This window comes from Cupriavidus sp. JZ107 (genome assembly GCF_053903255.1).
Window position 1 is genome coordinate 287,046 of sequence record NZ_CP096480.1, and the last position, 23,836, is coordinate 310,881.

Consider the following 23,836-nt stretch of genomic DNA (forward strand, 5'->3'; position numbering starts at 1 on the left):
ACTGTCTCGCCCCTTCGTTATTGGATTGGCCGGGCGCGAACCGCGCACGGTGTTGTCGGGGTAGACGGATGGTAGGAGACGTTCTTGTGTTAGTCAATATCCAAATGGTTTGCTAGAAAATAAAAAGAGCGCAGAGGCAGTCCGGGGGCGGCCGCGCTGCCACGGGTCGCGTGGGGCCCCAGCAGGCCGCCGCCGCGGTCTCCATGCGGCGTTGGATTAATATCCAGCCTTTCGGAGGGTGACGATGGGCGAGGAAGGGCAGGCGGGACAGGAAAAGACACAGCGCGGCGTGCAGAGCGTCGATGTGGCCGGCCGCTTCCTGCAGGCGCTAGCGGAAGCGCGCGCGCCGCTATCGGCCGCGGAGCTCGCCACGGCCGTCGGCATTGCACCGGCTCAGGCCCATCCTTATCTCGTTTCGCTGACGCGCCAGGGCTGGATCAAGCGCGACCATCTCGACGATCGCTTCGAGCCGGGCCCACTGGCGCTGCAACTGGCCCGGATGCGGCTGGAACTGGATCCCGGCCTGCATGCGGCGGTGCCCCTCGTCGCCGAACTGGCGGCACGGACCGGCTGCAGCGTGGCCGTCAGCGTACCCGGTCCTCAGGGTCCGACCATCGTCCGCTACGAGCGCGGCAATGCGCCGCTGCACGTCAATCTGCATGTCGGCACCGTGATGTCGCTGGCCACCACCGCGACCGGCCGCATGTATTGCGCCTGCGTGGACCAAGCGCAATGGGTGCCGCTGTTCGACGCGCTGCCGGCGCGTCCCCCACGCGCTGCGTTTCTTGCCGAGCTCGACGAGGTGCGCAGCCGCGGCATCGCACGCAGCATCGATATCCCGAGCCCCGGCGTCAGCAGCCTGTGCGTGCCCGTGCGGGACGCTAGGGGCGCCCTTCGTCTGCTGCTCACCGCGATTGGGCCGACGGCCAACATCGACACCACCTGGCGCGGCGAACTGGCCCGTGCCCTGCTGGCGACGGCTGCGCAAGTTGCAAATTCGCTGCGCGGAGAAGACTGACTCATGACGAACGCGATCGGAACCAGCGACGAGGCCGCAGGCAAGCCGCAGCGCGGCATTCAGGCGCTCGATGCCAGCGCCCAGCTGATCGGAGCGCTGCTGCGTGCGGGCAGCCCGCTCGCGCTCAGTGAACTGGCACGCGGCGCCGGCATGGTTGCCGCCAAGGCCTTTCCGCATCTGGTCAGCCTCGTGCGAGCCGGCGTACTCGAGCGCGATGCCGATGGGCGTTTCCTGCCTGGACCGCTGGCGCTGCAATTGGGGCTGATCGCGCTGCAGCGGCTGTCGCCGGTGCGCGAGGCCGAGCCGGAAGTGCGCGGCCTGGCAGTCGATACCGGGCTCAGTGTCGCGATGGCGGTGCTCGGTCCGCTCGGGCCTACCGTAGTACGGCTCGAAGAATCGGCGCGGCCGCAGCACGTCAGCCTGCGCGTCGGCACGGTGCTGTCGCTGGTCAATACCGCGATCGGCCGCGTGTTCGCCGCCCATCAACCCGCAGACGTCCTGGACGGATTGCTGCAACAAGAAGCGGTGCGGATGGCCGGCGCACCGGTAAAGACGCTACGAGAGGAAAGGTCCGCCTATGCCGCGAGGCTCGCACGCATTCGCGAGCAACGCATGGACGATGCGCTCGACAAGCCTGTGCCCGGCATCCATACGTTGGCGGCGCCGGTGTTCGACCATACCGGTACCGTGGTGCTTGTGCTTGCGGCGATGGGGACGGCGGGGAGTTTCGACAGCGGACACGATGGCAACGTAGCGCGCCGATTGACCGCCGCAGCGCAACGTCTGTCGTGGCGTTTTGGACTGCCGCTCTGGGCGGAATCGACGCCGTGAAATTCGGGAACGAGGTCCGTGAAAATCGGGAGTCAACGCGACGAAAATTGGGAATCAACGCCACTAAAATTCAGATTCTCTTCTGGTGAATCCACAGCCCCGATGCCTGCGTCATCGCTGCTTTGTGCCGAGTCAAAGGCCAGACCGCAACGACAAACACCCTGCAAGGAGGGGAGCACCATGCCCCACCCCATCGTCAACATCGCCGACGCCCAATACCTGGACTTCGCCGACCTGTCCCGCCAATACGGTTCCGAACTGCCCGCCGAGCGCTATGGCGGCCGCATGGCGCCGATCGGGCGCATGCTGGGCGCGCAGAAGCTCGGCTACAACCTGACTGTGATCGAGCCCGGCAAGCGCGTGTTTCCTTTCCACAGCCATCGTGCCAACGAGGAAATGTTCTTTATTGTCGAAGGCACGGGTGAAGTGCGCATCGGGGAGGCCCGTCATCCCATCCGCGCCGGCGACGTGATTTCCTGCCCGGCGGGCGGTCCGGAAACCGCGCATCAGATCATCAATACCGGCGCGCAGGAATTGAAGGTGCTGGCCGTCAGCACGATGGCCGCACCGGAGCTTTGCCACTATCCCGACTCGGGAAAATTCGGCGTGCTCGATCAAGGCAATGGGTTTGCCTATATGGGCCGGGCGGACGGAAGTCTGGACTATTGGGAGGGGGAGTGAAGGCCGGTTCGCCAGCTTTCCAGGCTGGCGAACCGCCGAACCGCCGAACCGCGGCGGTTATCCCGCCAGCTTGATCAGCGCCGGCACCGTCAGCACCGCCGTGTAATACCCCATGAACTGCACACCCGTGTTGAAGCCCAGCACGCGCGACAGCAGCCCGCCGATCGAACCCAGCGTCAGGATCACCAGCAGGCCGAGCAACTGGCCTTCCCACACGCTGATCACCAGGATCAGCCCGACGAACGTCGCGACGATGGCTTCGTGCGAGATGCGGCGCGACACGAACAGCGCGGCGCGGCGCGCGTAGTTCATTGCGAACGGATACGACACGATCGCCGCCAGCAGCACAGCGAGCAGGCCGTAGCCGAGGAATTCCCAGTGGTTCAGCAGGTTGTGCAGGTTGTGGGTCTGGCCATTGGCCGCATCGACGGTGAACACGGGCGGGGCGTTGAACAGCGGTGCGGCGGGACCGGCGGCCACCGGGCTCAGCGGCAGGCCGAAGGCGATCAGCGGAATCAATGCCTCGGCGATATAGGTCGCTTCGGTAACGCCATTGCGGGCGCTGAGGACCGTGGTCAGCCGGTGATAGGCGTGCTTGATGCGCGAGCCGACGAGCTCGCCCAGCACCACCGTCATCGCGACCGGGCTGAACACGAAGGTCGCGCTCGAGATGGCCGCGGTCGCCACGGTCCAGCGGGTCTGGGTGCCGTCCATGACCTTCAGGGGATTCGGGAAATAGCCGCCCCAACCCTTGACGTCCGGCGCCAGCGTAAAGGTTCGTGCTTCCTTGCGCTGCATGCGTGGGCGGTCGACCGGCGATAGCGTCGAGAACAGGTCCGCGATCAGCGGGCCGATGGCGATGCCGAGGAAATAGCTGATGCTCAGCTTGACGCCGAATTTCGCGGTCAAGGTCTGCAGCGCGACGATCACCACGACGAACGGCACCAGCGTTGCTACCGAGGCCCAGCGGCCCGGGGAGGCGTAGGCGATCACCAGCGCGGCGGCCACGAAGATCCACGGCGCGGCCTTGGTGATGGTTGCGCCGAACGGTGCCAGCAGCACGGCGAACAGCACCGCCAGCGGTACCGCGCAGAACGCAGCAACGATTGCGCCGGAAATCATCTTGCGCAGCGCGATATGCGGCACGCCGAGATTGCGCAGATGGTTGGCATCCTGCATCAGCGGCGTGGCCATGGTGTCGCCGGGGATGCCAAGCAAGGCAGTCGGCACCGCGTGCGTCATGTGCTTGGCGACCGCGCCGGCCAGGAAGAAGGTGAACACGCCGGCCGGCGGCACGCCGAGCAGCACGACGAGCAGCGTCAGTGGCGCCAGCGTGGTGGTCTCGTCGGTGCCGGACACCAGACCGATGGCCGCGAACACGATGGCACCGGCCAGGCCCATGCCCAGCGCGACGAGGATCTGCGTCAGCAGAGGAGTGGATTCGATCATGGTGCGCTCCAGGCGGTGGCGGGTCAGGCGGCGTTGGGGCGCACCGGAGCACCGGCGTCCGGTATCGCGGCTTCGGCTTGGCTTGCTGCGGCCGTCGCACCGCGCTCGCGGGCGGCGAACAATTCGTAGAGCTGCAGTTCGCGAAGTTCCTGCACCGTGGCGGCGGGGAGGTCGGCCATGGTTCCCAGCCCACCGGATTCTTCGGCAAGGCGGTCGAGCGCCTGCTCGCGAGCGGCACCGGCGGTCACACTGCCCGTGGCGGAGATATCCTCGGTCACCACGCGCTTCGGCTTGAACAGGCAGGCGCAAATGAAGCCGGCCAGCACGCAGCCGGCCAGCCCGGCGAGCATCGCATAGGCGCGTGCGAGCTCGGGCGTGCGGACCAGTTCGGTCAGGATGCGGCTCGCGATGGCGAACGCGGCAAGGCTCAGCGCCCCGCCGATGACGATCGCGCAGGCAAGATGGCGCGGGTTGGCGGTGTCGCCCCAGACTTCGACCAGCGGGCTGCCGGCGGGCTTTGTTTCAGTTGGCATCGTTGTCTCCTGTGTGGCGCCTCCATTTGTCGGGCGCTTTTTGTTGGTGTGGCGAGCGTGGGGTTGGCGCGGGGCGCTTGCCCTCTCCCCCACCCCTCTCCCGCAAGCGGGAGAGGGAAGAACACCTCGGCCTTGCGCACGCTGTTGGCCTGCTCCCTCTCCCGCTTGCGGGAGAGGGCTGGGGAGAGGGCAGCCTTTGCGGCCTGGTGTCCTTATCCCCGCCGCAACTGCGCCAGCAGTTCAATCGCGCGGTCGGTCCGCACGTCCTTTTCCTCGGCCATCTTCCGCGCCACCTGCTCGACCTCCTGCCCGACGGCGCCGGCGACCAGCGCGATATTGCGGGCGTGCAGCGCCATATGGCCGCGCTGGATCCCCTCGGTCGCCAGCGCACGCAAGGCGCCGAGATTCTGCGCCAGTCCGACGGCAGCGGCGATTTCGCCGAGTTCCTGCGCGCTTTGCACGCCGAGAATCTTCAGCGCGAGCCGCGCCAGCGGATGGGTCTTGGTCGCGCCGCCCACCAGTCCCACCGGCATCGGCAACTCGATCGTGCCGACCAGCGCGCCGCTGGCGTCCTTCTCCCAATGGGTCAGCGATGTGTAACGGCCGGCGCGGCAGGCATAGGCATGCGCGCCGGCCTCGACCGCGCGCCAGTCGTTGCCGGTCGCGACGATGACCGGATCGATGCCGTTCATGATGCCCTTGTTGTGTGTCGCCGCGCGGTACGGGTCGATCGCCGCGAAGGTGTACGCGTCGAGCACGCCTTCGATGATCGCCTCGCCTCTGCGCTCGCCGGTGGCCAGCACCTCGGGCGTCAGACGCACGCGTGCGCGCGCGAGCCGCAGGTCGGCAAGGTTCGACAGGATACGCAGCCGGACCGGCGCGCCGGTGATGCGCTCGACCACCGGCGATACCGCCTCGGCCATCGTGTTGACGGTATTGGCCCCCATCGCGTCGCGCACGTCGACGATCAGATGCATCACCACCATCGCGCCGCGCGGCGTGTCGGGAAACACATGGACCTCGATGTCACGGCAGCCGCCGCCCAGTCCGATCAGCACCTTGTCGCGCGCGTTGGCCACGGCGAGGATCTCGTCGCGATGGCGCAGCAGCGCCTGCCGCGCGCCATAGGGATCGGCGACGCCGACCACCTGCACCTGCGCGCGCATCAGCGGGCCGGAGCTCGAGGTCTCGAAACCGCCGCAGCCGCGCGCGAGCTTGGCCATATACGAGGCCGCGGCGACGACGGACGGCTCCTCGACCGCCATCGGCACCAGCACGTCCCTGCCATTGATCTGGAAATAGCCGGCCACGCCGAAAGGCAGCTCGAAGGTACCGATCACGTTTTCGATCATGCCGTCGGCACGGACCGCACCCAACGCGCCCGGCTCGGCCAGCAGCGCGTGCTCGTCTTCGTCAAGACCGGCTGCATCGGCAATGGCGGCCAGACGCTGGGCCGGCGTCATCTCGCGAAAGCGCGGCAGGCGGGAGTCCACGGGTTTGCGGCGGGGCTCGGCGACGTTGGCGTCGGACGAGGGCAGGGAAGCGAGCATCGAGGTCTCCGTTCTGTGGTTCTCTGGTATGGAATGGAGACAGTCTAGGGTGACTGTACCAGTCAATAGGGGTACAGTTTGCGGGGACAGTGACCTCTCGCCTGGTTTTTACGCCCCTTCGATGACCTCCACCGCTCCCGGCACCGCCCGCAGATCTCCCTCGCTCGCCGCCACGCTGGCCGACTCGATCGCGCGCCAGATCGCGGAGGGCGCGTATCGCACCGGCGATCGCCTGCCGTCGCTGCGCGAACTGGCGCAGTTGCATGGCTACAGCAAGAACACCATCGTCGCCGCCTTCGAGCTGCTGGTCGCGCGCGGGCTGGTCGAGCCGCGGCGTGGTTCCGGCTTCTTCGTGCGCGAGGTGGCACCCAGGCCGGCGCCGGAGGAGGATGCCGGCACGCTTGGCCGCGCGATGGACATCGTCTGGCTGATGCGCGAACAGTTGAAGAGCCGGCCCGACGTGCTGGCCGTCGGCGACGGCTTTCCGCCGGTGTCCTGGCTCGCCGAGGCGCGGCTGGACCGCTATCACCACAAGGTCGTGCGTACCGGCCTGGGCGCGCTGTTCCGCTACGGCAACCGCTTCGGCTTTGGTCCGCTGCGTGACCATCTGGTGCGCAAGCTCGGCGATGTCGGCATCGGCGCGCAGGCAAGGCAGATCGTGCTGACCCACGGCGCCAACGAGGCGCTGGACCTCGTGATCCGCTATTTCGTGCCGGCCGGCGGGACGGTGCTGGTCGACGATCCGGGCTACTACCCGCTGTTCGGGAAGCTGAAGCTGGCCGGCGCCCGCATCGTCGGCGTGCCGCGGCTCGCGGATGGGCCCGACATCGAGGCGCTCGAACAGATCCTGACCCGCGAGCGGCCGCGGCTGTTCTTCACGCAATCGGTCGGCCACAACCCCACTGGCTCGGACCTTTCCGCGGCCAAGGCCTATCGCCTGCTGCAGCTGGCCGAGCGCTTCAATCTGCTGGTGGTCGAGAACGACGCGCTGGCCGACTTCAAGCCGACCACGCTGCCGCGGCTGTCCGCACTGGACCAGCTGCATCGGACTATCTATATCGGCAGCTTCTCGAAGTCCTTTTCGGCGGCGTTGCGGGTCGGCTATATCGCCTGCAACGATGCGCTCGCCAGCGACCTCGCCGACCTGAAGGCGCTGATCCATGTCAGCAGTTCGGAATACTGCGAGCGCACCGTCGACGTGATCCTCAGCGAAGGCCACTACCAGCGCTATCTCGCCAAATTGCGCGCGCGGCTCGCGGATGCCACCGAGCAGGCATTGGTCCTGTTCGATCGCCTCGGCACCGACGTATGGGTGCGGCCGCCGCAGAGCCTGTACCTGTGGGCGGCATTTCCCGAGGTACCGGACTCCCTGGCGCTGGCCGAAGTCCTGTTGGCGCAAAAGGTCATGATCGCCCCGGGCCGCGTGTTCCGGGTCGATCCCGAGGCGCGATCGCAATGGGCCCGGTTCAACGTGGGCGCCGTCCTCGATCCGAGGTTTGAGGCGGCGTTGCGCAGGGTGTTGGGGGCGGGGAGCGGAAGCAAGCTGGTGCGCCGGCGGCCGTAGGGCGAATTTTCCCGAACGGGATAAATCCGTCCGATTACAATGTTTGGGAGCCTCAAATTTCCCGATCGGGAAATTTCATTGCCTATACTTTCGTGACGGCGTCTTATATCCCGAACGGGAAAACCGCATGACACTGATCCGCTCCGCGTCAGACCTCGGGCCGGCCTTGCGCGCCGCTCGAAAACGTCTGCATTTGACACAGTCAGAATTGGCGATGGCTGCCGGATGCGGCCTTCGTTTTATCGTCGAGGCCGAAGCCGGCAAGCCCACACTGAGGCTCGATACGTTATTGCGCGTGATCGACGCGGTGGGAGGGCGATTGGTACTCCAAGGCTTGAACACTGAAGAACACCATGATGACGCGTGAATTGGAGGTATGGCTGCAGCGCAGTCGGGTCGGCACCTTGTCGTTGTCGCACGGCCGTTTGCGCTTTGCCTACTCCACCGATTGGTTGCAACGACCCGATGCGCTCGCTCTGTCTTGCTCCTTGCCGCTGCAAGAAGAGCCGTTCGACGATTTTGCTGCCCGGGCCTTCTTCGCTGGTCTGCTGCCCGAGGGACGACTGCGCAGGCTGATCGCACAACAGTTTCACGTGTCGGTCCAGAACGACTTTGCCTTGCTCGACCACATCGGTGGTGAGTGCGCCGGTGCCGTGACATTCGTCGAGCCCGGCCAACCGTTGCCATCGCAGCATCAAGGTTCGGTGCAGTGGTTGGATGACGACGAATTGGCTGCGCTGCTCGATGAGCTGCCGCGCCGCCCCATGCTTGTCGGCAAGGACGATTTGAGGTTGTCGTTGGCCGGTGTACAAGACAAGCTTCCCGTGATAGTCGACGGTCAGCGCATAGGCTTGCCTTTAGGCGGGGCGCCAAGCACACACATCCTGAAGCCGGCTATCGAGGGAATCGAGGACAGCGTAAGCAATGAGGGCTTCTGCATGGCGCTGGCGGAAGCGATGGGCTTGGCAGTGGCGCCCGCGCGGATCAGCATGGTGGGTGCACGGCGCTATCTGCTTGTCGAGCGCTATGACCGCCTCCGGGACGGCTCTGGGCAGATTCATCGGATGCACCAGGAAGATTTTTGCCAGGCGCTGGGTGTGGTACCGGAATCCAAATATCAGAATGAAGGTGGTCCTGATATGGCGCAATGCTTTGCATTACTTCGCCGTGTCGTCCGTCCCTTTGCTCCGGCTGTACTCCGCCTGTTTCGCTATACCGTATTTCATGCGTTGATAGGCAATCACGACGCCCATGCGAAGAATTTTTCGCTGTTGTACCGCAGCAGCGGGCCAGAGCTGGCGCCGCTTTACGACACGTTGTCCACCGCAATCTATTCGGATCTGACACCGAAGATGGCGATGAAACTGGGCGGCAAGTACAAATTCACGGAGCTCTACGTCCAACATTGGGAACGGCTCGCACAAGATGGCGGACTGGCAGTGCCGCCATCTCTAAGGGCAGTGGTTCAGATGGCGGAACAATTGCCTGTGGTCGCCATGCGCTTGCTAGCTGAAAGGGCGGATATTTTCGGCGGGTCGGACGTCGTGGCAAGAATCGTTCGACTGATTGAACAGAGGGCGGCGCTCACCATTCGAAGGCTGTCCAGCGCCGAGTATTGATCCCGCTTTATCGAACTCCGGCCAGCACCCGACCGACCTCCGCCTTCAACGCCGGCAATACTGCCTCGCCAAACCAGCCATTGCGTTGAAACCACGCGACGTTGCGCGGCGACGGGTGCGGTAACGGCACGACGCCCGGACCATATTCCGCCCAGTCCCTGACCGTTTCGGTCAACGATGCCTTGTTCGCCGCGCCGAGGAAATACCGCTGCGCATGCAGGCCGACCAGCAGCGTCAGTTCGATGTTCTTCAGCCTCGCCAAAATCTGATCCATCCACATCGGCGCGCATTCCGGCCGCGGCGGCTTGTCCCCGCTCGCGGCGCGGCCGGGATAGCAGAAGCCCATCGGCACGATGGCGAATCGGGTCGGGTCGTAGAACGTGTCGGCATCGACCCCGAGCCATTCGCGCAGCCGCTTGCCGCTGGCGTCGTTCCACGGGATGCCGGTCTCGTGGACCTTGATCCCGGGGGCCTGGCCGACGATCAGGATGCGCGATTGCGGTGAGGCTTGCAGGACGGGACGGGCACCGAGCGGCAGGTCCGGTTCGCAGGCTCGGCAGGCGCGGACTTCGGAAAGGAGTGTGTGGAGGGGGAGGATACGTTGCAACTTCATGTCGGATCGTGCCGCGGAATGCTCTTGCGCGTAGCCAGGTTCGGCAGAGACGCTGTTGCGCGACATGGGCGATGTCGTGATAATCGGCTTTCGCGACATTGGTGACGCTGGTGATGTCGCAATTCTCCAAATCGCGACATCAGGCGGGCGTTGAAGTGATGCCAAAAACCCATGCCAACAAGCAATACGAGGTCTTGCTTGACCTTGTATCACACCACCCGGAAGGCGTCGGAATCGAGCAGATCGATGCCGGCCTGCATGGAGTGGCCACACGTCGCACTGTTCAGCGCTGGCTGAACGACCTGATTGCGCAAGGATACCTGCGCCGTGAGCGTGCCGGACGCGCGACTCGGTATCGCACGGCGACGTTGGTTACCGCGGAGGGCAACGTCAAACTGGAACTCGGACGGACTGGTCGCGGCGAGATCCGCGTGCCCTTGACGGCCGAGGCCGAATCGATTCAGGCCCATGTCCTCCAGCCGTTGGGCCGGCGCCGTGCGGCGCGTTACAACCGCGCGTTTCTCGACGCTTATCGCCCGAACCGGACCTTCTATCTGCCCGAGACCATACGCACGGAGTTGAGGTCGCAGGGAAGCATGGTGGGCTCGCACGAGCCTGCCGGGACATACGCACGCCAGATCGCGAGCCGCCTGCTGATCGACCTGTCGTGGAATTCCAGCCGCCTGGAGGGCAATACGTATTCCTTGCTGGAGACAGAGCATCTGCTGTCCGTCGGCGAAGCCGCGGAAGGCAAGGGCGCAATCGAAGCGCAGATGATCCTGAACCACAAGGAGGCCATCGAGTTCCTGTTGGCCAGCGCCGAGGAAATTCAGTTCAACAGCTATACGATTCAGAACCTGCACGCGCTGCTTTCCGAAAATCTGCTGCCGGACCCTGCCGCCAGCGGGCGACTTCGCACCATCGCGGTCGGTATCGGGCAAACGTCGTTCACGCCGTTGGACGGGCCACAGCGGATAGCAGAGTGCTTCCAGCGCGCGTTGGAGACGGCCGCTGCGATCGACGACCCGTTCGAGCAGGCATTTTTTGCGATGGTCCATTTGCCCTATCTGCAGCCGTTCGAGGACGTCAATAAACGCGTCTCGCGGTTGGCCGCCAATATTCCGCTGATCAAGCACAACCTCTGTCCGCTTTCTTTCGTCGATGTCCCGCAGCAGGTCTATATCAGCGCCATGCTGGCCATCTATGAATTGAATCGCGTCGAGTTGCTGCGCGACGTATTTGTATGGGCCTACCAGCGCTCGTGCGCGCGCTATTCCGCTGTCCGGCAGTCGGTCGGGGAGCCGGACCCTTTCCGCATGCGATATCGAATCCAGATTGGGGAGACCGTGGCCGAGGTGGTACGCATGGCAATGACCAAGGTCCAGGCCGTGTCGTTTATCCGAAGCCGTGCAGAGCGGCTGGCGGAACAGGATCGCTCCCGTTTTGTCGAGGTCGTCGAAACGCAATTGATGACCCTGCATCTCGGCAGCATTGCACGGTTCCGATTGCGTCCGAGCGAGTTCGAGAAATGGGTCCAGGTGTGGAAGTGAAATAGACGCGACGTCGGGCAGTTCCGGCAACCGGATATTGCAGCTTTTACAAACGCGTCGCGTACCCGGCAAAGGATTGGCGGCGTAAAACGCATCCCGCTACGGCATGCTTCTTGCCCCGCCCGGGGCATCAACAAACCACCAAAGGCCCGCATGAACCCACGGCAAGACGGTCACAAGGGGGGCAAGGCAATGAAACGCATTGGCGAGCCCGCCCGGCTGCGCGAATCTTTGGATCCGGTTGACGACAAGACGACGGCGGGCGGTGTCATATCGGCGCCGCCGGCGGAGGCGCTCACTGGTGAAATCTGGCGCAAGGGCGCCCGTGTCACGCTGCCGGTCAGGCAATTGCGGCCGACGCAGATGACGGTCGGCCTGTATCACGTGCAGAGCAAGATGGACGTGACGCTGCGCCATCAGGGCCGCAAGCAGATCGAGCTGATGGAGCGGCATCGCATCCATGTCGTGATTGGCCCGGGTCCGGCGTTCTACGTGATCGACCACCATCATTGGGCGCGCGCGTGGTACGAACTCGGCATCGAATCCGTGCCGGCGGTGATCAAGCACAACTGGAGCGGCCTGCCGCCCGATCGCTTCTGGCTCGAGATGGAGGCGCGGCACCTGGTCCATCCCTACGATCAATACGGCGAGCGGCAGGGGCTCGCGGCGCTGCCGCATTCGCTGGCCGAGATGCGCGACGATCCGTACCGCAGTCTGGAGGCCTACGCGCAATTGGCCGGCGGCTACGACAAGGTCAAGCAGGCGTATCCGGATTTCCGCTGGGCCGATTTCTTTCGCCGTCATATCGATGGGCGGCTCGACACGGTTTCGGGTTTCGCGCTGGCGCTCGCGCATGCGGTCAAGCTGGCACGCAGCAGCAAGGCACGCGGATTGCCGGGCCATCTCGAGGACAGGGAGGGCGACAAGCCGCGCGGCAAGGCGAATGCCAAGCCGGCCGGCAAGGGCAAGGGCGCGAAGGCGGCCAAATCCGGCAAATCCGGCAAGTCCGACGGAAAGGCGTGATGACGGCGGGCACGCAGGCGAGCACGGTCGCGCTGGCGGCGGCCTTGCCTGAGCGGCTCGATGGGCTGCCGTGGTCCCGCTGGCACTGGCGCGTGGTGATCGCGCTCGGCGTCGCGTGGGTGCTCGACGGTCTCGAGGTGACGCTGGTCGGCTCGCTGGGCGGCGTGCTGCAGCGGCCCGATACGCTCGGGTTGTCGGCTGCGCAATTCGGCTGGTCGGGCTCCATCTATATCGCCGGCGCCGTGCTCGGTGCGCTGATCTTCGGCCGCCTGACCGATCGCCTTGGCCGCAAGCGGCTGTTCTTGCTGACGCTGGCTGTCTATATGGGCGCGACGCTGGCGACCGCCTTCTCGCCAAACTTCGCGGTCTTTGCGCTATGCCGTTTCGTCACGGGTCTGGGCATCGGCGGCGAATACGCGGCGATCAATTCGGCGATCGACGAACTGGTGCCGGCACGCGTGCGCGGACGCGTCAGCCTGGCGATCAATGGCAGCTTCTGGCTGGGCGCGGCGCTTGGCGCGGGCCTGAGTCTGGTGCTGCTTGACCCTCGCGTGCTGGGTCCCGAGCTGGGCTGGCGCGCCGGCTTTGCGCTCGGCGCGATCCTCGCCGTGGCGATCCTGCTGGTGCGGCGCGATGTGCCCGAAAGCCCGCGCTGGCTGCTCACGCATGGCCGCCCGGAAGAGGCGCTGCGCATCGTCGAGCGGATCGAGGCCGAGGTTTACGGCCATTCCGCGCATACCGTTCGGGACGATACCGTGCTCAGGCAAATGCCGCGCACCGCGGCGCAGGCGACGCCATGGCGCGAGGTCGCCGACGTGATGCTGCATCGCTATCGCAGGCGCACCGTGGTCGCGCTGGCGCTGATGATCTCGCAGGCCTTCTTTTACAACGCGATCTTCTTCACCTATGCGCTGGTGCTGACGCGCTTTTACGCCGTGCCCGATGGCCGCGTCGCGCTCTATCTATTCCCCTTTGCGCTGGGCAACGTGCTCGGTCCATTGATACTGGGTCCACTGTTCGACCAGGTCGGCCGGCGCAGGATGATCGGGCTGACGTATTGCCTGTCCGGCGTGGGCCTTGCGCTGACCGGCTGGGCCTTCGTGCAGGGCTGGGTCGATGCGCGCGGATTGGCGCTGTGTTGGTCGGCGGTGTTCTTTCTCGCCTCGGCCGCGGCAAGCTCGGCGTATCTGACCGTCAGCGAGGTCTTCCCGCTCGAAATCCGCGCGCTGGCCATCTCGATCTTCTTCGCGATCGGCACCGGTGCCGGCGGCTTTGCCGCGCCGGCGCTGTTCGGCATGCTGGTCGAGACCGGCAGCCGAGAGGCGGTAGCGATCGGCTATGCGATCGGCGCGGCGCTGGTGATCGTCGCCGGGCTGCTGGCGTGGCGATACGCAGTCGATGCCGAACGCAAGCCGCTGGAGGCCGTGGCCGCGCCGCTGCGCCCATACCGCGAGTAAGCGCGTCGGCGCACCGCTGTCACGATCACCAGCCGTTGTGCGGCGCACCGCTGTCGACACGCCGATGCGCAGCGAAGCGTTGCAGCAGGAAGTCGACCAGCGCGCGGGTCTTCGCCGACAGATGGCTGCGCGTCGGGAACACGATGTAGATATCGGCGTTCGGCAGGCTCCACTCCTTCAGCACCGGCTGCAGCTCGCCGCTGCGCAGTAGCGGCGCCACGTCCCACTCCGAACGGACCAGGATGCCGTGCCCTTCGCGCGCCCAACCCAGCGCCGACTCGCCATCGTTGGTGCTCAGCGCACCGCGCACCTTGACGGTCTCCTGCCGCGCGCCACTGCGCAAATGCCAGGTGCCGAAGGTCTCGTCGCTCTCCCGAATGAAGATGCATTGATGCCGTGTCAGATCCTGCGGGGTGGCCGGTGTGCCGGCCGATTTCAGATATCCGGGCGTGGCGCACAGCAGGCGGCGATTGTTGGCGAGAAGCCGGGCGGTCAGCCGTGCGTCCGGCAACTCGCCGAAGCGAATCGATGCATCGAAACCCTGTTCGACCAGATTGACCGGGCGGTCGCTCAGATGCAGCTGCACCTCGACGCGCGGATGCAGCCGCGCGAACGCCGACAGTGCCGGCGCGATATACCGCCGGCCGAAGCCGAGCGTGGCGCTGATCCGCAGCAGGCCGTGCGGCGTCGCGCCGCTGCCCGCGACGGTGCGCTCGAGCGCCTCCAGTTCGGCCAGCACGCGGGCGCCTTCGACCAGATAGGTCTCGCCCTCCGGCGTCAGACTGAGCCGCCGCGTGGTTCGTTGCAGCAGGCGCACGCCCAGGCGGCGTTCAAGCGCGGCCAGGCGCTTGCTGACCGCGGGCGGCGTGACGCCGAGTTGCTGCGCGGCGGCGGCCAGGCTGCCGTGCTTGTTGACGGTGGCGAAGAAGGCGAGATCGGAAAAACCGTCCATGGAGGCTCTGTTTGTTGCGGCGAGCGGAAATGCCGATTCATGACTTCTAGTTAATCAAGCATGATCCGACCGGAAATTATGCTGGTTTTCATCAATGATACGATGCCTCGCACTACAAGACCAATGACCAAACCATAACGACCAACCCACGGGTGGATGGAGACAACGATGAAACTGCAACGTCTTTGCGCCGGCCTTGCGCTGGCTTTCGGTAGTACGGTCGGCGCCGCCGGCGCGTATGCGCAGAACTATCCCGAGCGGCCGATCAAGCTGGTGGTGCCGTACGCCCCGGGCGGCAGCGCCGATATCGCGGCGCGGCTGGTCGCCGACGAATGGGCCAAAGCGCTCGGCGGCACCATCGTGATCGAGAACAAGGGCGGCGCCGGCGGCAATATCGGCGTCGACGCGGTAGCCAAGGCGGCCGGCGACGGCTACACGATCGGCCTGCAGACCGTGTCGCTGGCGATCAATCCCTCGCTGTTCGCGAAGATGCCGTACGACACGCAGAAGGACCTAGCGCCGATCGGCATGGTGGCCAGTTCCCAGCACGTGCTGGTGGTCAACAACCAGCTGCCAGCCAAGGACCTGAAGGGGCTGCTGTCGATGCTGAAGGCCCAGCCCGGCAAGTACACCTATGGCTCGGCGGGGCCGGGCAGCACCTTCCATATGGCGGCCGAGCTGTTCAAGAGCGTGGCCAATGTGCCGATCGAACATATCCCGTATCGCGGCGGCGGTCCGGCGCTGATGGACACCATTGCCGGCCAGGTCAACATGAGCTTCCCGGTGCTGTCTGCCGCGCAGCAGCAGGTGCAGGCCGGCAAGCTGCGCGCGATCGGCGTGACGGGCCCAAAGCGCTCGGCGCTGATGCCCGATGTGCCGACCATCGCGGAGGCTGGTCTGCCGGGCTATGCCTTCGAAACCTGGTTCATGGTGTTCGCGCCGGCCGGCACGCCGCAGCCGGTGATCGCCAAGCTGAACGCCGCGCTCAATACCGCGTTGAACGCGCCGGCGCTGAAGGCGCGCATGGTGCGCGAGGGCTTCGATCCGATGCCGACCACGCCGGAGCAGGCCCGTGCACGCCTCGCGAAGGAAATGCCGCTGTGGGCCAAGCTGATCAAGGAACGCGGCATCTCGGCGGAATAAGCCGCAAACATTGCCCGCAACCTTGCCCGTGCCACACGCCGCGGAACATCGCGGCATGACATATCGCCTCATTGGGAACCCTGCATGACCCCCCGCACGCTCTATCGCAAGCTGGTCGATTCGCACACGGTCGTCAGGCTGGACGACGACAACGTCCTGCTGTTCTGCGACCTGCATCTGATGAACGAGTACACCAGCCCGCAGGCCTTCGCCGGCCTGCACGAGCAGGGCCGGCCGGTGTTGATGCCGGGCCAGAACGTCGCCGTCGTCAGCCATATCATCCCGACGCATCCGACGACGCAGCCCGGCGCGATCCGCGTGATTGCCGAGCCCGCGTCGGCGCTGCAGGCGAGCAATCTGAAGGCCAATTGCGATCGGCACGGGATTGCGCTGTTCGATACCAACGACCGGCTGCAGGGCATCGAGCACGTGGTCGCGCCCGAGCACGGCATGATCCGGCCCGGCATGGTGGTGATCTGCGGCGACAGCCATACCACCACCTATGGCGCGCTGGGCGCCCTGGGCTTCGGCATCGGTACCTCGGAGGTCGAGCACGTGCTGGCCACGCAGACGCTGGTCTACCGGCTGGCGAAGGACATGCGGATCCGCGTTGACGGCACACTGCCGGCCGGCACCACGGCCAAGGATCTTGTGTTGATGATCATCGGCCGGATCGGTGCCCAGGGTGCGCGCGGCTATGTGGTCGAGTTCTGCGGCAGCGCGATCGAAGCGCTCAGCGTCGAGGCGCGCTTCACGCTGTGCAATATGGCGGTCGAGGCCGGCGCGCGCGGCGCGCTGATCGCGCCCGACGCGACGGCGATCGACTACGTGCTGCAACGCGCGCCGGATATCGACGACGCATTGCGGCCACAGGCGCTGGCCACCTGGCGCGCGCTGCGCAGCGATGGCGACGCGGTCTACGACGTTGAGCACTGCTTCGATGCCAGCGACGTCGCCCCGCATGTCACCTGGGGCACCAGCCCCGACCAGGTGGTGCCGGTGGGCGGACGCATTCCCGATCCGATCGAGCAGCCCGAAGGTCCCGCACGCCGCAGCACCGAACAGGCCCTGGCCTATACGCGCCTGGAAGCGCGCGCGCCGATCGCCGGCACGCCGATCCAGCACGTGTTCATCGGTTCCTGCACCAATGCCCGCATCGAGGATCTGCGTGCGGTCGCGCAAGTCGTGCGCGGCCGCCGCGTGGCCGACGGTGTGCGCGCGATGGTGGTGCCCGGCTCGGGCGCGGTCAAGGCGCAGGCCGAGGCCGAGGGCATTGCCGCGCTGCTGATGGAGGCCGGCTTCGAATGGCGGCAGCCGGGCTGTTCGATGTGCCTGGCGATGAACGACGATGTGCTCGAGGAAGGCGTGCGTTGCGCGTCGACCACCAACCGCAATTTCGAAGGCCGGCAGGGCAGGGGGGCGATCACCCATCTGATGAGTCCGGCAATGGCGGCCGCCGCCGCCGTGACCGGCCGCATCACCGATGTCCGCGCACTGGAGCATCACCATGACTGAACCGCTTCGCATCGACGGCAAGGCCGCGGCGATCCGCATCGAGAACCTGGACACCGACCAGATCATGCCGAAGCAGTTCCTGCGCGGCATCGATAAATCCGGGCTGGCGCAGGGCCTGCTGTACGACCTGCGCTTCGATGCGCACGGCCAGCCGCGTCCGCAATTCGTGCTGAACCGCCCGGCATATGCCGGCACGTCGATCCTGATCGGCGGCTCCAACTTCGGATGCGGCTCGAGCCGCGAGCACGCGGTCTGGGGTTTGCAGCAATACGGCATCCGCGCGGTGATCGCGCCGAGCTTCGGCGAGATCTTCTATTCGAACGCGATGAACAACCGGCTGCTGCTGGTGATGCTGCCGCCGGAGCAGGTCGCCGCGCTGATGGAGATTGCCGAAGGCAGCGACGGCGGTCCCGTGAGCATCGATATCGATGCGATGCGCGTGCGCGCCGATGGATTCGATGCGGGCTTTACGCTGTCAGCGCGTCATCGCGAGATGTTCCTGCAAGGGCTCGACATCATCGGACTGTCGCTGGCGTATCGGCAGCAGATCGAGGCGTTCGCGGAGCGCCGCTGGGCCGCCGAGCCATGGACGCGGGACATCGCCGCGGCGACGCGCAGGCGGCTCAGCGGCAGCGCCGGGTAAGCATCGATTGCCTGCCGCCTGCCTATACTCAATGCAGCCCGCCGGCCTTGACCGGTGTCGCGCCGGTGGTGCCAGCGCGGAATTCGTTCCGCCATTTCATGCAGGCAGCGTCAGGAGGCAGCAATGGGACGCAAATATATCGATTGCCGGGAAATTCCCAGCGACACCAAGTGCACTGTGGCGATCAGCGCCGACAGCGAGGACGAATTGCTGGAGGCCGCTGTGCAGCATGCGGTGACGGTCCACCAGCATCAGGATTCGCCGCAATTGCGCGAGCAGATCAGGGCGGCCTTCAAGGAGGGCTCGCCGCCGCAGTAATGCCGGGATGACTTCCGGCAGCCAGAAGACTGCGCCATGACCTTCCGCCGGCCCCTGGGCCGGCGGTTTCGTTCTCACGGGGTGGCGGCGAGCGCGGCGTTCTCGCGCTTCAGCGTCTCGCGCGCGCGGGCAACCGCGGCGCGCCGGGCTTGCAGATCGGCGGCGGCCGCCTCGAGGTCGGCCTGCATCGTGACAAGCCGCGTACGCACCAGCGCGGGCGAGGGCCCGCCGGACGACATGCGGGCGCTTACGCCCTGCACCGGGTCCAGGCAGCGCCGCACCGCCTCGTCGCTCAGGCCGATGGCGCGGCCGATCTGCTGGCGCGCCGCGATATCGACCATCTCGCTGGTGATGCCGTCGGCGGGCAGCCGCGCGTCCAGCGCCTGGCGCACCACGGCGCCGACGATGTGATGCGCCTCGCGGAACGACAGATCGGCCTCGCGCACCAGCGCATCGGCCAGATCGGTCGCCGCCGAAAAATCGCGGCGCGCGCGCAGCAGCATGTTGTCGCGCAGCGGCGTGGCCGCGCCGATCACCAGCGTCAGCAGTTTGGCGCTGCGCACGCATTCGTCAGCGCATTCCCAGAAGCCGCGCATGCTCTCGCGGTTGCCGTCACCGGTGTGCGAGAAGTTCGTGCCCTTGACGGTCGACAGCGCGGCGGTCAGCAGGCCGGTCAGATGGGCGCCCTTGCCCTTCAGGTATTCGAGCACGACCGGGTTCTTCTTCTGCGGCATGATGCTCGACGTGCCGGCTACGCTGTCCGGGAAATCGATCAGCCCGAACTCCGGCGTGCACCAGACGAAATAGTCCTGCGCGACGCGGCTCCAGCCGACCGCCGCGATCGTCATCGCCGACATCATTTCCCAGGCGAAATCGCGCGACGCCACCGCGTCGAGCCCGTTCGCGACGCAGCGCGAGAAGCCGAGCAGCCGTGCGGTTTCCTCGCGCCGGATCGGGAAAGCGGTGCCTGCCAACGCACCGGCACCGAGCGGGCAGGCGTCCAGCGTATCGAGCGCACGCAGCAGTCGTTCGGCATCGCGGGCAAACGCATCGGCCAGACCCACCAGGTAATAGCCGTAGGTGATCGGCTGCGCCGCCTGCAGATGGGTATAGCCGGGCATCACGGTGTCGACGTGCTGCTGCGCCATGTTTAGCGTGGTCGTGCGCAGGTCCTGGATTGCCTCCAGTAGAGCCAGCCCTGCGTCGCGCGCGCGCAGCCGGTCAAGGGTCGCCAGGATGTCGTTGCGGCTGCGTGCGACATGCAGGCGTCCGCCGGCGTCGGCGCCTGCGGTCTGCATCAGCTGGGCTTCGTAGTTGAAGTAAGCGTCCTCGCGCGCCGGGTCGAGCGGTACCGCGTCGGGGCCTGCGTGTTCCATCTCCTCAAGCGCTCGCGCAATTCGCGCCGCCAACGGACGCGGCACCAGTCCCGCGGCATGCAGCATCAGCAGATGCGCCTGGTTGATGTCGGTCAGGTAACGGAAGCCGCTGCCGAAGTCGCGATTCAGCCGCGGCAGGTAGATCAGTTCGCAGACTTCGGGAGCGGTCGCCTGCTGCAGGCGGCGGCTGACTTTCGAGGGGGCGTTGCTGGTGGCGTTGGTTGCTGTCGTGTCCATATGGCCCGAAACCTCGGTGAGGGGGATGTTGTGTCGTGGGGCCAGTATGGAAATGCATGCCGCATATCGTCAAATCACAATATCGGGCCAATGCATACGGTTTTGATATACCATCGTCGCGCCCTTTTTTTCGCCGACGACACGATGAACTTCAAGCAGATCGAGACCTTCCGCACGGTGATGCTGTCGCGCTCGATGACCATCGCGGCCGAGCAGCTTCATACGTCGCAGCCGAATGTCAGCCGCGTGATTGCCCAGCTGGAACGTGAGGCGGGCTTCCGGCTGTTCGAGCGCATCGCGGGACGCCTGGTACCGACCGCCGAGGGGGAGGCCCTGTTTCGCGATGTCGAACGCGCCTTCGTCGGCCTGGACACCTTGCGCGATTCCGCCCGCGCGATCCGACAAGTGGGCACCGGCACGCTACGCGTCGGCGCGGTGCCGTCGATCGCGATGAGCGTGATGTCGCCCGCCATCCGTGAATTTCGCAAACGGCACCCCGACGTGCCGATCTCGGTCCATACCAGCGACTCGCCGACCGTTGCGAAATGGACCGCCACGCAGTTCTGCGACTTCGGCCTGGTCTCGTACGTAGCCGACACGCCGGGCGTGGAGGCCAGCTCGCTGCGCGAGGTGCAGGGCGTCTGCATCGTTCCAGCCGATCACCGTCTCGCGCGCAAGCGACGCGTCGTCGCCCGCGATCTCGATGGCGAGACCTTCATCTCGCTGACGCACGGCGACGGCACGCGCGCCGCCATCGACGCGGCCTTCGCGCCCGATCGCCGCAAGCTGACGCTGGAAACGCCCTACGCGGCGACGATCTGCACGATGGTCAGCATGGGCCTGGGCGTCAGCGTGGTGAATCCGCTGGTGATCCGCAGCCTGCGCATTGCCGGCGTCAAGGCGCTACCATTCGAGCCGGCGATCGTGTTCAACAGCTATGTGCTGCGCGCGCGGCAGCATCCGGAGGCGGCGCTGGCGCGGGCGTTTCTGGAGTGCTTGCGGCGGGCGATCGCGTAGTCCTTCACTTGGGGCGCCAAGCTTCGACCATTTTCTCCGCTTCCCGCAATTCCTCTTCCTTCATCGACCGTCGGAGTTGCATTAACTCTGGTGGCTCTTCCGAGCGCAGGGATTGCAGCGAGTAGAGCTTTAACCATTGATACGCCTTAACGTCGCTCTTCTCGAAGCCTGGCGCACCACGGAAGTACATCTGGCCAATTTCTTGCTGAGCCATAGCATGTCCGTGCTCCGCCGCCGAGATAGACAGCTCTGCTGCAGACTTGATATCAGCGTCCCCGCCGCGCCCCCTTAGCGCCCCCACCATTTTCATGCCGGCAACAAAGTGTTGCGCTTCAGGCAGGCCGAGCTCGGATGCCTTGTAGCAGGCCGCAATAGCTCTTCGCTGTTCTTGATCCGATTCGGTGATCCCGAGCAATAGGCCGTCGCGCTCTACGCGGTTCACACAATACGCAAACAATGGGGACGCGCAGCTCAGGCTGTCACAGCTTAGCAATCCCAACGGCTCTCTTGCCTGAGAGGGAGCACTGAAGATTGCAATGCAAGCAAAGAGAATTAACCCTGATCTTCTCATCTTCAAAAAATCATTGTTTATAGGCCAGCATGATCGCGTGATGGTTCTATTGACGATGAAGTCGATTAGACGAGCACCACTTCTTGTTCCGGATCCAAAGGAGACCGCCAGTGAGTCGCTCAATGTGAATTTCATTGGCACAAAGCTAGGTGCGACCTCCCTGCATTCATTGTCACATTGCCAGCAATCTCGCCTGCTTCGATCTGGCCCAGGCAATGGCGTTGGGCGCGGCGATGAACTCACCAACCTGCGGATCTTCTATAGTCCCGTCAGACATTGCGGCGAGGACACTCGAAGCTGCAAGGGCCGCGATTAACTCCGAAGGTCGCGATCCGGCACAAAAAAGGATCGAGAAATCAATCTCCTGCGCCAATTGCAACTGCTCTAGTTCTTTCGCCGAGACAGCGGATGCGTAGTATTCGAAGCCCGAAATTTCATCATTGACCGAGCAAGGCAGAAAACCCGAGAAGGATCGTACATCAAAGTCTGTATATAGTTTTGCGGAAAATCCAGCTTCGACGATGGCAGAACCCCATGCCACAGGTGACGGCATGTCGCGCTGCTTCAGGTAGACGACGAAATCCTGGGACATATATCCTTATCACTGCAATAAGGGTACATTGGAAAAACAGACTCTTCGCCTCCAAACATTTCCCGCTGTGCTACGCTACTTCGTAGTCTAGAGGTCAACAAGAAAATGAAGCCCAGCAGAATCCCGAATCGCATAAACGCTATCGTACTGAAACGACAGAATGAACTCGGCTTGCGTGCGCGCTGCCATGTGCTCCACAAAGGAGCGAGCTGCACGCATTGCGGTTTCATAGCCGGCACTACGATATTGAAACGAGACTCTCATGCCAACCAGCCAGTTTTTTGGTTGGGGCAAGCCTGCAGTAACGACCTCGCTCGGCGGATTCTCCACATAGGCCAAAATAGATACTAAACCATTCGAGATGGTGGCGCGAACTCTATCATCCTCATTATCGATGTAAGTCGGATCAAGGGCCTCGATGCATCCGAACACGTCGGCGAAGCGACAATCTGTAGACAACTCAATATTCATTGCAAGTGACATCATTACCTCGCGTTTGGCACCGTGATCGAACCATTTTTGGATGATGCCGAAAACCGGGGAGCGGCATTTGACGGTATATATCTTGCAACCTGATCTGCGCTCAAGGGAAATCCGCCAAGTTGAGCAACACCGTGCTGCCGTTCGGGCCTGCGATTGTATTCAACAGCTACGTGTTGCGCCGGCAGCATCCGGAGCCCGCACTGGCGTGGGCATTTCTCGACTGCCTGCGGTGGGCGATTGCGTAATCCAGCTAGACCGGACAGGTACATCATGCACATCTGCTTGTGCCATTTGCATGGCCCCTTCGGTGGCGGACAGGTAGACATCTGCCACCGATTTGAACGCATCCTCTCTCGGGCTTGGGGCCGGGTCGGGATTCAGGCCGTGTCCGCGAGAGGCTGTGCTGAAGACATTCCTTACCAAGCTGCGCACGAAAGCGTAGGGGTCTGAGCTATGGCTAACTTTATGAATAATTGAGTTTGGATGTTGGGGTGAGCAAACAGTGCGGCTCGCATTAACACCGCCTTTGCGGCTAGCTAGTCACCGCTTGCAGGAAGGCTTTCCAGTAATTCCAACGGGCGATCCCTTCGCGTTATATCTTCAAGAAGCTTCCCGTCGAGACTGCTATCATATCGGCTGTAGGCAAATTTCTTTCGGATGAATGTCATTATGAGCAGTGTGCAAGAAGACTAGGCGCCACGCTACCGGTCATCCTTCTCCGGAAGCCAACCAGCCTCGATTCGTTCCACAAGCATAGTGTCGTTCCATGCGCCGCGAATGGGCAGCTTTCTCTGTTCATCAGTCAGGCCGCCAATTTTCCACTCACGTTCACCATCCCAAAGCCACCAGGTCCCCACCTTACCGGTCGATGGATCGACAACACCGGCTCTGAAAACTGGCGTTTGACGTGAATGCTCAGGCACGGGAGTGTTCATGACCTTCTGAACGATCTTTTGCTTCAGGGCAGCCGCGACTGGGAAGAAAATCCAGAAATTTGTTGCTTGACCGACCAAAGCTGGCAAATCAGACGGCTCTGCGTGATAGATTCCCGGCAGCACGCGGATCAAGGTCCCCATCGGGGCGACTTTCTTCGTGTACTGG

General features: G+C 64.5%; 24 protein-coding genes. 14 read left to right on the forward strand and 10 right to left on the reverse strand.

Annotation, left to right across the window (positions count from 1 at the left end):
* Positions 1 to 244 precede the first annotated feature (244 nt).
* From M1D55_RS01260 to M1D55_RS01270, 3 genes are all read left to right on the forward strand, one after another.
* Complete coding sequence (locus M1D55_RS01260) at positions 245 to 1,018, forward strand: IclR family transcriptional regulator (RefSeq protein ID WP_456280868.1); 774 nt, start codon at positions 245 to 247, stop codon at positions 1,016 to 1,018.
* A gap of 3 nt (positions 1,019 to 1,021) precedes the next feature.
* Positions 1,022 to 1,849: an IclR family transcriptional regulator gene (locus M1D55_RS01265; protein WP_456280869.1), complete on the forward strand. Its 828-nt coding sequence runs from the start codon at positions 1,022 to 1,024 to the stop codon at positions 1,847 to 1,849.
* Between the two features lie 180 nt (positions 1,850 to 2,029).
* The gene (locus M1D55_RS01270; RefSeq protein ID WP_456280870.1) at positions 2,030 to 2,530 is read left to right on the forward strand and encodes a cupin domain-containing protein; all 501 of its coding nucleotides are present in this window, start codon (positions 2,030 to 2,032) and stop codon (positions 2,528 to 2,530) included.
* Positions 2,531 to 2,587: 57 nt separating this feature from the next.
* On the opposite strand, the gene M1D55_RS01275 is transcribed toward M1D55_RS01270, so the two are convergent.
* The 3 genes from M1D55_RS01275 to M1D55_RS01285 all read right to left on the reverse strand — a co-directional run bounded on the left by M1D55_RS01275 (position 2,588) and on the right by M1D55_RS01285 (position 6,062).
* Positions 2,588 to 3,979: a tripartite tricarboxylate transporter permease gene (locus M1D55_RS01275; RefSeq protein WP_006575984.1), complete on the reverse strand. Its 1,392-nt coding sequence runs from the start codon at positions 3,977 to 3,979 to the stop codon at positions 2,588 to 2,590.
* A 23-nt stretch (positions 3,980 to 4,002) separates the two neighbouring features.
* Positions 4,003 to 4,512, reverse strand: a complete 510-nt coding sequence (locus M1D55_RS01280) for a hypothetical protein (RefSeq protein WP_456280871.1) — start codon at positions 4,510 to 4,512, stop codon at positions 4,003 to 4,005.
* 212 nt (positions 4,513 to 4,724) lie between these two features.
* Entirely contained in the window at positions 4,725 to 6,062 is a 1,338-nt protein-coding gene (locus M1D55_RS01285; protein WP_456280872.1) for a hydroxymethylglutaryl-CoA reductase, degradative, read from the reverse strand.
* Positions 6,063 to 6,183: 121 nt separating this feature from the next.
* Between M1D55_RS01285 and M1D55_RS01290 the strand changes: the two genes are divergently transcribed.
* The 3 genes from M1D55_RS01290 to M1D55_RS01300 all read left to right on the forward strand — a co-directional run bounded on the left by M1D55_RS01290 (position 6,184) and on the right by M1D55_RS01300 (position 9,245).
* Positions 6,184 to 7,626, forward strand: coding sequence for an aminotransferase-like domain-containing protein (locus M1D55_RS01290; protein ID WP_456280873.1), 1,443 nt, complete (start codon positions 6,184 to 6,186; stop codon positions 7,624 to 7,626).
* A 127-nt stretch (positions 7,627 to 7,753) separates the two neighbouring features.
* Positions 7,754 to 7,993: a type II toxin-antitoxin system Y4mF family antitoxin gene (locus M1D55_RS01295; RefSeq protein WP_006575980.1), complete on the forward strand. Its 240-nt coding sequence runs from the start codon at positions 7,754 to 7,756 to the stop codon at positions 7,991 to 7,993.
* Positions 7,980 to 9,245 carry a HipA domain-containing protein gene (locus tag M1D55_RS01300; RefSeq protein ID WP_456280874.1) on the forward strand — a complete coding sequence of 422 codons (1,266 nt, stop codon included), beginning with the start codon at positions 7,980 to 7,982 and terminating at the stop codon, positions 9,243 to 9,245. Before M1D55_RS01295 ends, M1D55_RS01300 begins: the two co-directional genes overlap by 14 nt.
* 7 nt (positions 9,246 to 9,252) lie before the next feature.
* Here M1D55_RS01300 and M1D55_RS01305 read toward each other — a convergent pair whose 3' ends face one another.
* The gene (locus tag M1D55_RS01305) at positions 9,253 to 9,858 is read right to left on the reverse strand and encodes a uracil-DNA glycosylase family protein (RefSeq protein ID WP_456281348.1); all 606 of its coding nucleotides are present in this window, start codon (positions 9,856 to 9,858) and stop codon (positions 9,253 to 9,255) included.
* Between the two features lie 101 nt (positions 9,859 to 9,959).
* Here M1D55_RS01305 and M1D55_RS01310 point away from each other — a divergent pair, with 101 nt between their 5' ends.
* The 3 genes from M1D55_RS01310 to M1D55_RS01320 all read left to right on the forward strand — a co-directional run bounded on the left by M1D55_RS01310 (position 9,960) and on the right by M1D55_RS01320 (position 13,888).
* Positions 9,960 to 11,408 (forward strand): Fic family protein, encoded by a 1,449-nt coding sequence (locus tag M1D55_RS01310; RefSeq protein WP_456280875.1) that lies wholly within the window; start codon positions 9,960 to 9,962, stop codon positions 11,406 to 11,408.
* Positions 11,409 to 11,561: 153 nt separating this feature from the next.
* Positions 11,562 to 12,431 (forward strand): ParB-like protein, encoded by an 870-nt coding sequence (locus M1D55_RS01315; protein WP_456280876.1) that lies wholly within the window; start codon positions 11,562 to 11,564, stop codon positions 12,429 to 12,431.
* Positions 12,431 to 13,888 carry an MFS transporter gene (locus M1D55_RS01320; protein WP_456280877.1) on the forward strand — a complete coding sequence of 486 codons (1,458 nt, stop codon included), beginning with the start codon at positions 12,431 to 12,433 and terminating at the stop codon, positions 13,886 to 13,888. The genes M1D55_RS01315 and M1D55_RS01320 overlap by 1 nt, the downstream gene beginning before the upstream one ends.
* 25 nt (positions 13,889 to 13,913) lie before the next feature.
* Here the strand turns inward: M1D55_RS01320 and M1D55_RS01325 are convergent, their stop codons facing one another.
* Positions 13,914 to 14,840: a LysR substrate-binding domain-containing protein gene (locus tag M1D55_RS01325; RefSeq protein ID WP_232205406.1), complete on the reverse strand. Its 927-nt coding sequence runs from the start codon at positions 14,838 to 14,840 to the stop codon at positions 13,914 to 13,916.
* 168 nt (positions 14,841 to 15,008) lie between these two features.
* Between M1D55_RS01325 and M1D55_RS01330 the strand changes: the two genes are divergently transcribed.
* From M1D55_RS01330 to M1D55_RS01345, 4 genes are all read left to right on the forward strand, one after another.
* Positions 15,009 to 15,983, forward strand: a complete 975-nt coding sequence (locus M1D55_RS01330; RefSeq protein ID WP_456280878.1) for a tripartite tricarboxylate transporter substrate binding protein — start codon at positions 15,009 to 15,011, stop codon at positions 15,981 to 15,983.
* An 84-nt stretch (positions 15,984 to 16,067) separates the two neighbouring features.
* Positions 16,068 to 17,498, forward strand: coding sequence for a 3-isopropylmalate dehydratase large subunit (gene leuC / locus M1D55_RS01335; protein WP_456280879.1), 1,431 nt, complete (start codon positions 16,068 to 16,070; stop codon positions 17,496 to 17,498).
* On the forward strand, positions 17,491 to 18,141 hold the full coding sequence (gene leuD, locus M1D55_RS01340) for a 3-isopropylmalate dehydratase small subunit (RefSeq protein ID WP_456280880.1): 651 nt from the start codon (positions 17,491 to 17,493) through the stop codon (positions 18,139 to 18,141). Before leuC ends, leuD begins: the two co-directional genes overlap by 8 nt.
* 123 nt (positions 18,142 to 18,264) lie before the next feature.
* On the forward strand, positions 18,265 to 18,459 hold the full coding sequence (locus tag M1D55_RS01345; RefSeq protein ID WP_006575970.1) for a DUF1059 domain-containing protein: 195 nt from the start codon (positions 18,265 to 18,267) through the stop codon (positions 18,457 to 18,459).
* Between the two features lie 74 nt (positions 18,460 to 18,533).
* On the opposite strand, the gene argH is transcribed toward M1D55_RS01345, so the two are convergent.
* On the reverse strand, positions 18,534 to 20,072 hold the full coding sequence (gene argH, locus M1D55_RS01350) for an argininosuccinate lyase (RefSeq protein ID WP_456280881.1): 1,539 nt from the start codon (positions 20,070 to 20,072) through the stop codon (positions 18,534 to 18,536).
* A 144-nt stretch (positions 20,073 to 20,216) separates the two neighbouring features.
* Between argH and M1D55_RS01355 the strand changes: the two genes are divergently transcribed.
* Positions 20,217 to 21,089: a LysR family transcriptional regulator gene (locus M1D55_RS01355; RefSeq protein WP_456280882.1), complete on the forward strand. Its 873-nt coding sequence runs from the start codon at positions 20,217 to 20,219 to the stop codon at positions 21,087 to 21,089.
* A gap of 4 nt (positions 21,090 to 21,093) precedes the next feature.
* On the opposite strand, the gene M1D55_RS01360 is transcribed toward M1D55_RS01355, so the two are convergent.
* From M1D55_RS01360 to M1D55_RS01375, 4 genes are all read right to left on the reverse strand, one after another.
* Entirely contained in the window at positions 21,094 to 21,795 is a 702-nt protein-coding gene (locus M1D55_RS01360) for a tetratricopeptide repeat protein (RefSeq protein ID WP_456280883.1), read from the reverse strand.
* Positions 21,796 to 21,832: 37 nt separating this feature from the next.
* A complete protein-coding gene (locus M1D55_RS01365; RefSeq protein ID WP_456280884.1) occupies positions 21,833 to 22,252 on the reverse strand; it encodes a hypothetical protein in 420 nt (139 codons plus the stop codon).
* Between the two features lie 87 nt (positions 22,253 to 22,339).
* Positions 22,340 to 22,738: a hypothetical protein gene (locus M1D55_RS01370; protein ID WP_456280885.1), complete on the reverse strand. Its 399-nt coding sequence runs from the start codon at positions 22,736 to 22,738 to the stop codon at positions 22,340 to 22,342.
* Between the two features lie 698 nt (positions 22,739 to 23,436).
* On the reverse strand, positions 23,437 to 23,811 hold the full coding sequence (locus M1D55_RS01375) for a hypothetical protein (protein WP_456280886.1): 375 nt from the start codon (positions 23,809 to 23,811) through the stop codon (positions 23,437 to 23,439).
* Positions 23,812 to 23,836: the final 25 nt, after the last annotated feature.

What these genes read in the sequence shown, in the direction of transcription:
- M1D55_RS01305 (WP_456281348.1), bottom strand. Translation starts at nt 9,858, where the DNA reads ATGAAGTTGCAACGTATCCTCCCCCTCCACACACTCCTTTCCGAAGTC.
- M1D55_RS01330 (WP_456280878.1), top strand. Translation starts at nt 15,009, where the DNA reads ATGAAACTGCAACGTCTTTGCGCCGGCCTTGCGCTGGCTTTCGGTAGT.
- M1D55_RS01360 (WP_456280883.1), bottom strand. Translation starts at nt 21,795, where the DNA reads ATGAAATTCACATTGAGCGACTCACTGGCGGTCTCCTTTGGATCCGGA.
- M1D55_RS01270 (WP_456280870.1), top strand. Translation starts at nt 2,030, where the DNA reads ATGCCCCACCCCATCGTCAACATCGCCGACGCCCAATACCTGGACTTC.
- leuD (WP_456280880.1), top strand. Translation starts at nt 17,491, where the DNA reads ATGACTGAACCGCTTCGCATCGACGGCAAGGCCGCGGCGATCCGCATC.
- M1D55_RS01265 (WP_456280869.1), top strand. Translation starts at nt 1,022, where the DNA reads ATGACGAACGCGATCGGAACCAGCGACGAGGCCGCAGGCAAGCCGCAG.
- M1D55_RS01300 (WP_456280874.1), top strand. Translation starts at nt 7,980, where the DNA reads ATGATGACGCGTGAATTGGAGGTATGGCTGCAGCGCAGTCGGGTCGGC.
- M1D55_RS01355 (WP_456280882.1), top strand. Translation starts at nt 20,217, where the DNA reads ATGAACTTCAAGCAGATCGAGACCTTCCGCACGGTGATGCTGTCGCGC.
- M1D55_RS01345 (WP_006575970.1), top strand. Translation starts at nt 18,265, where the DNA reads ATGGGACGCAAATATATCGATTGCCGGGAAATTCCCAGCGACACCAAG.
- M1D55_RS01295 (WP_006575980.1), top strand. Translation starts at nt 7,754, where the DNA reads ATGACACTGATCCGCTCCGCGTCAGACCTCGGGCCGGCCTTGCGCGCC.
- M1D55_RS01325 (WP_232205406.1), bottom strand. Translation starts at nt 14,840, where the DNA reads ATGGACGGTTTTTCCGATCTCGCCTTCTTCGCCACCGTCAACAAGCAC.
- argH (WP_456280881.1), bottom strand. Translation starts at nt 20,072, where the DNA reads ATGGACACGACAGCAACCAACGCCACCAGCAACGCCCCCTCGAAAGTC.
- M1D55_RS01315 (WP_456280876.1), top strand. Translation starts at nt 11,562, where the DNA reads ATGAACCCACGGCAAGACGGTCACAAGGGGGGCAAGGCAATGAAACGC.
- M1D55_RS01370 (WP_456280885.1), bottom strand. Translation starts at nt 22,738, where the DNA reads ATGATGTCACTTGCAATGAATATTGAGTTGTCTACAGATTGTCGCTTC.
- M1D55_RS01285 (WP_456280872.1), bottom strand. Translation starts at nt 6,062, where the DNA reads ATGCTCGCTTCCCTGCCCTCGTCCGACGCCAACGTCGCCGAGCCCCGC.
- leuC (WP_456280879.1), top strand. Translation starts at nt 16,068, where the DNA reads ATGACCCCCCGCACGCTCTATCGCAAGCTGGTCGATTCGCACACGGTC.
- M1D55_RS01375 (WP_456280886.1), bottom strand. Translation starts at nt 23,811, where the DNA reads ATGGGGACCTTGATCCGCGTGCTGCCGGGAATCTATCACGCAGAGCCG.
- M1D55_RS01260 (WP_456280868.1), top strand. Translation starts at nt 245, where the DNA reads ATGGGCGAGGAAGGGCAGGCGGGACAGGAAAAGACACAGCGCGGCGTG.
- M1D55_RS01275 (WP_006575984.1), bottom strand. Translation starts at nt 3,979, where the DNA reads ATGATCGAATCCACTCCTCTGCTGACGCAGATCCTCGTCGCGCTGGGC.
- M1D55_RS01280 (WP_456280871.1), bottom strand. Translation starts at nt 4,512, where the DNA reads ATGCCAACTGAAACAAAGCCCGCCGGCAGCCCGCTGGTCGAAGTCTGG.
- M1D55_RS01290 (WP_456280873.1), top strand. Translation starts at nt 6,184, where the DNA reads ATGACCTCCACCGCTCCCGGCACCGCCCGCAGATCTCCCTCGCTCGCC.
- M1D55_RS01320 (WP_456280877.1), top strand. Translation starts at nt 12,431, where the DNA reads ATGACGGCGGGCACGCAGGCGAGCACGGTCGCGCTGGCGGCGGCCTTG.
- M1D55_RS01365 (WP_456280884.1), bottom strand. Translation starts at nt 22,252, where the DNA reads ATGTCCCAGGATTTCGTCGTCTACCTGAAGCAGCGCGACATGCCGTCA.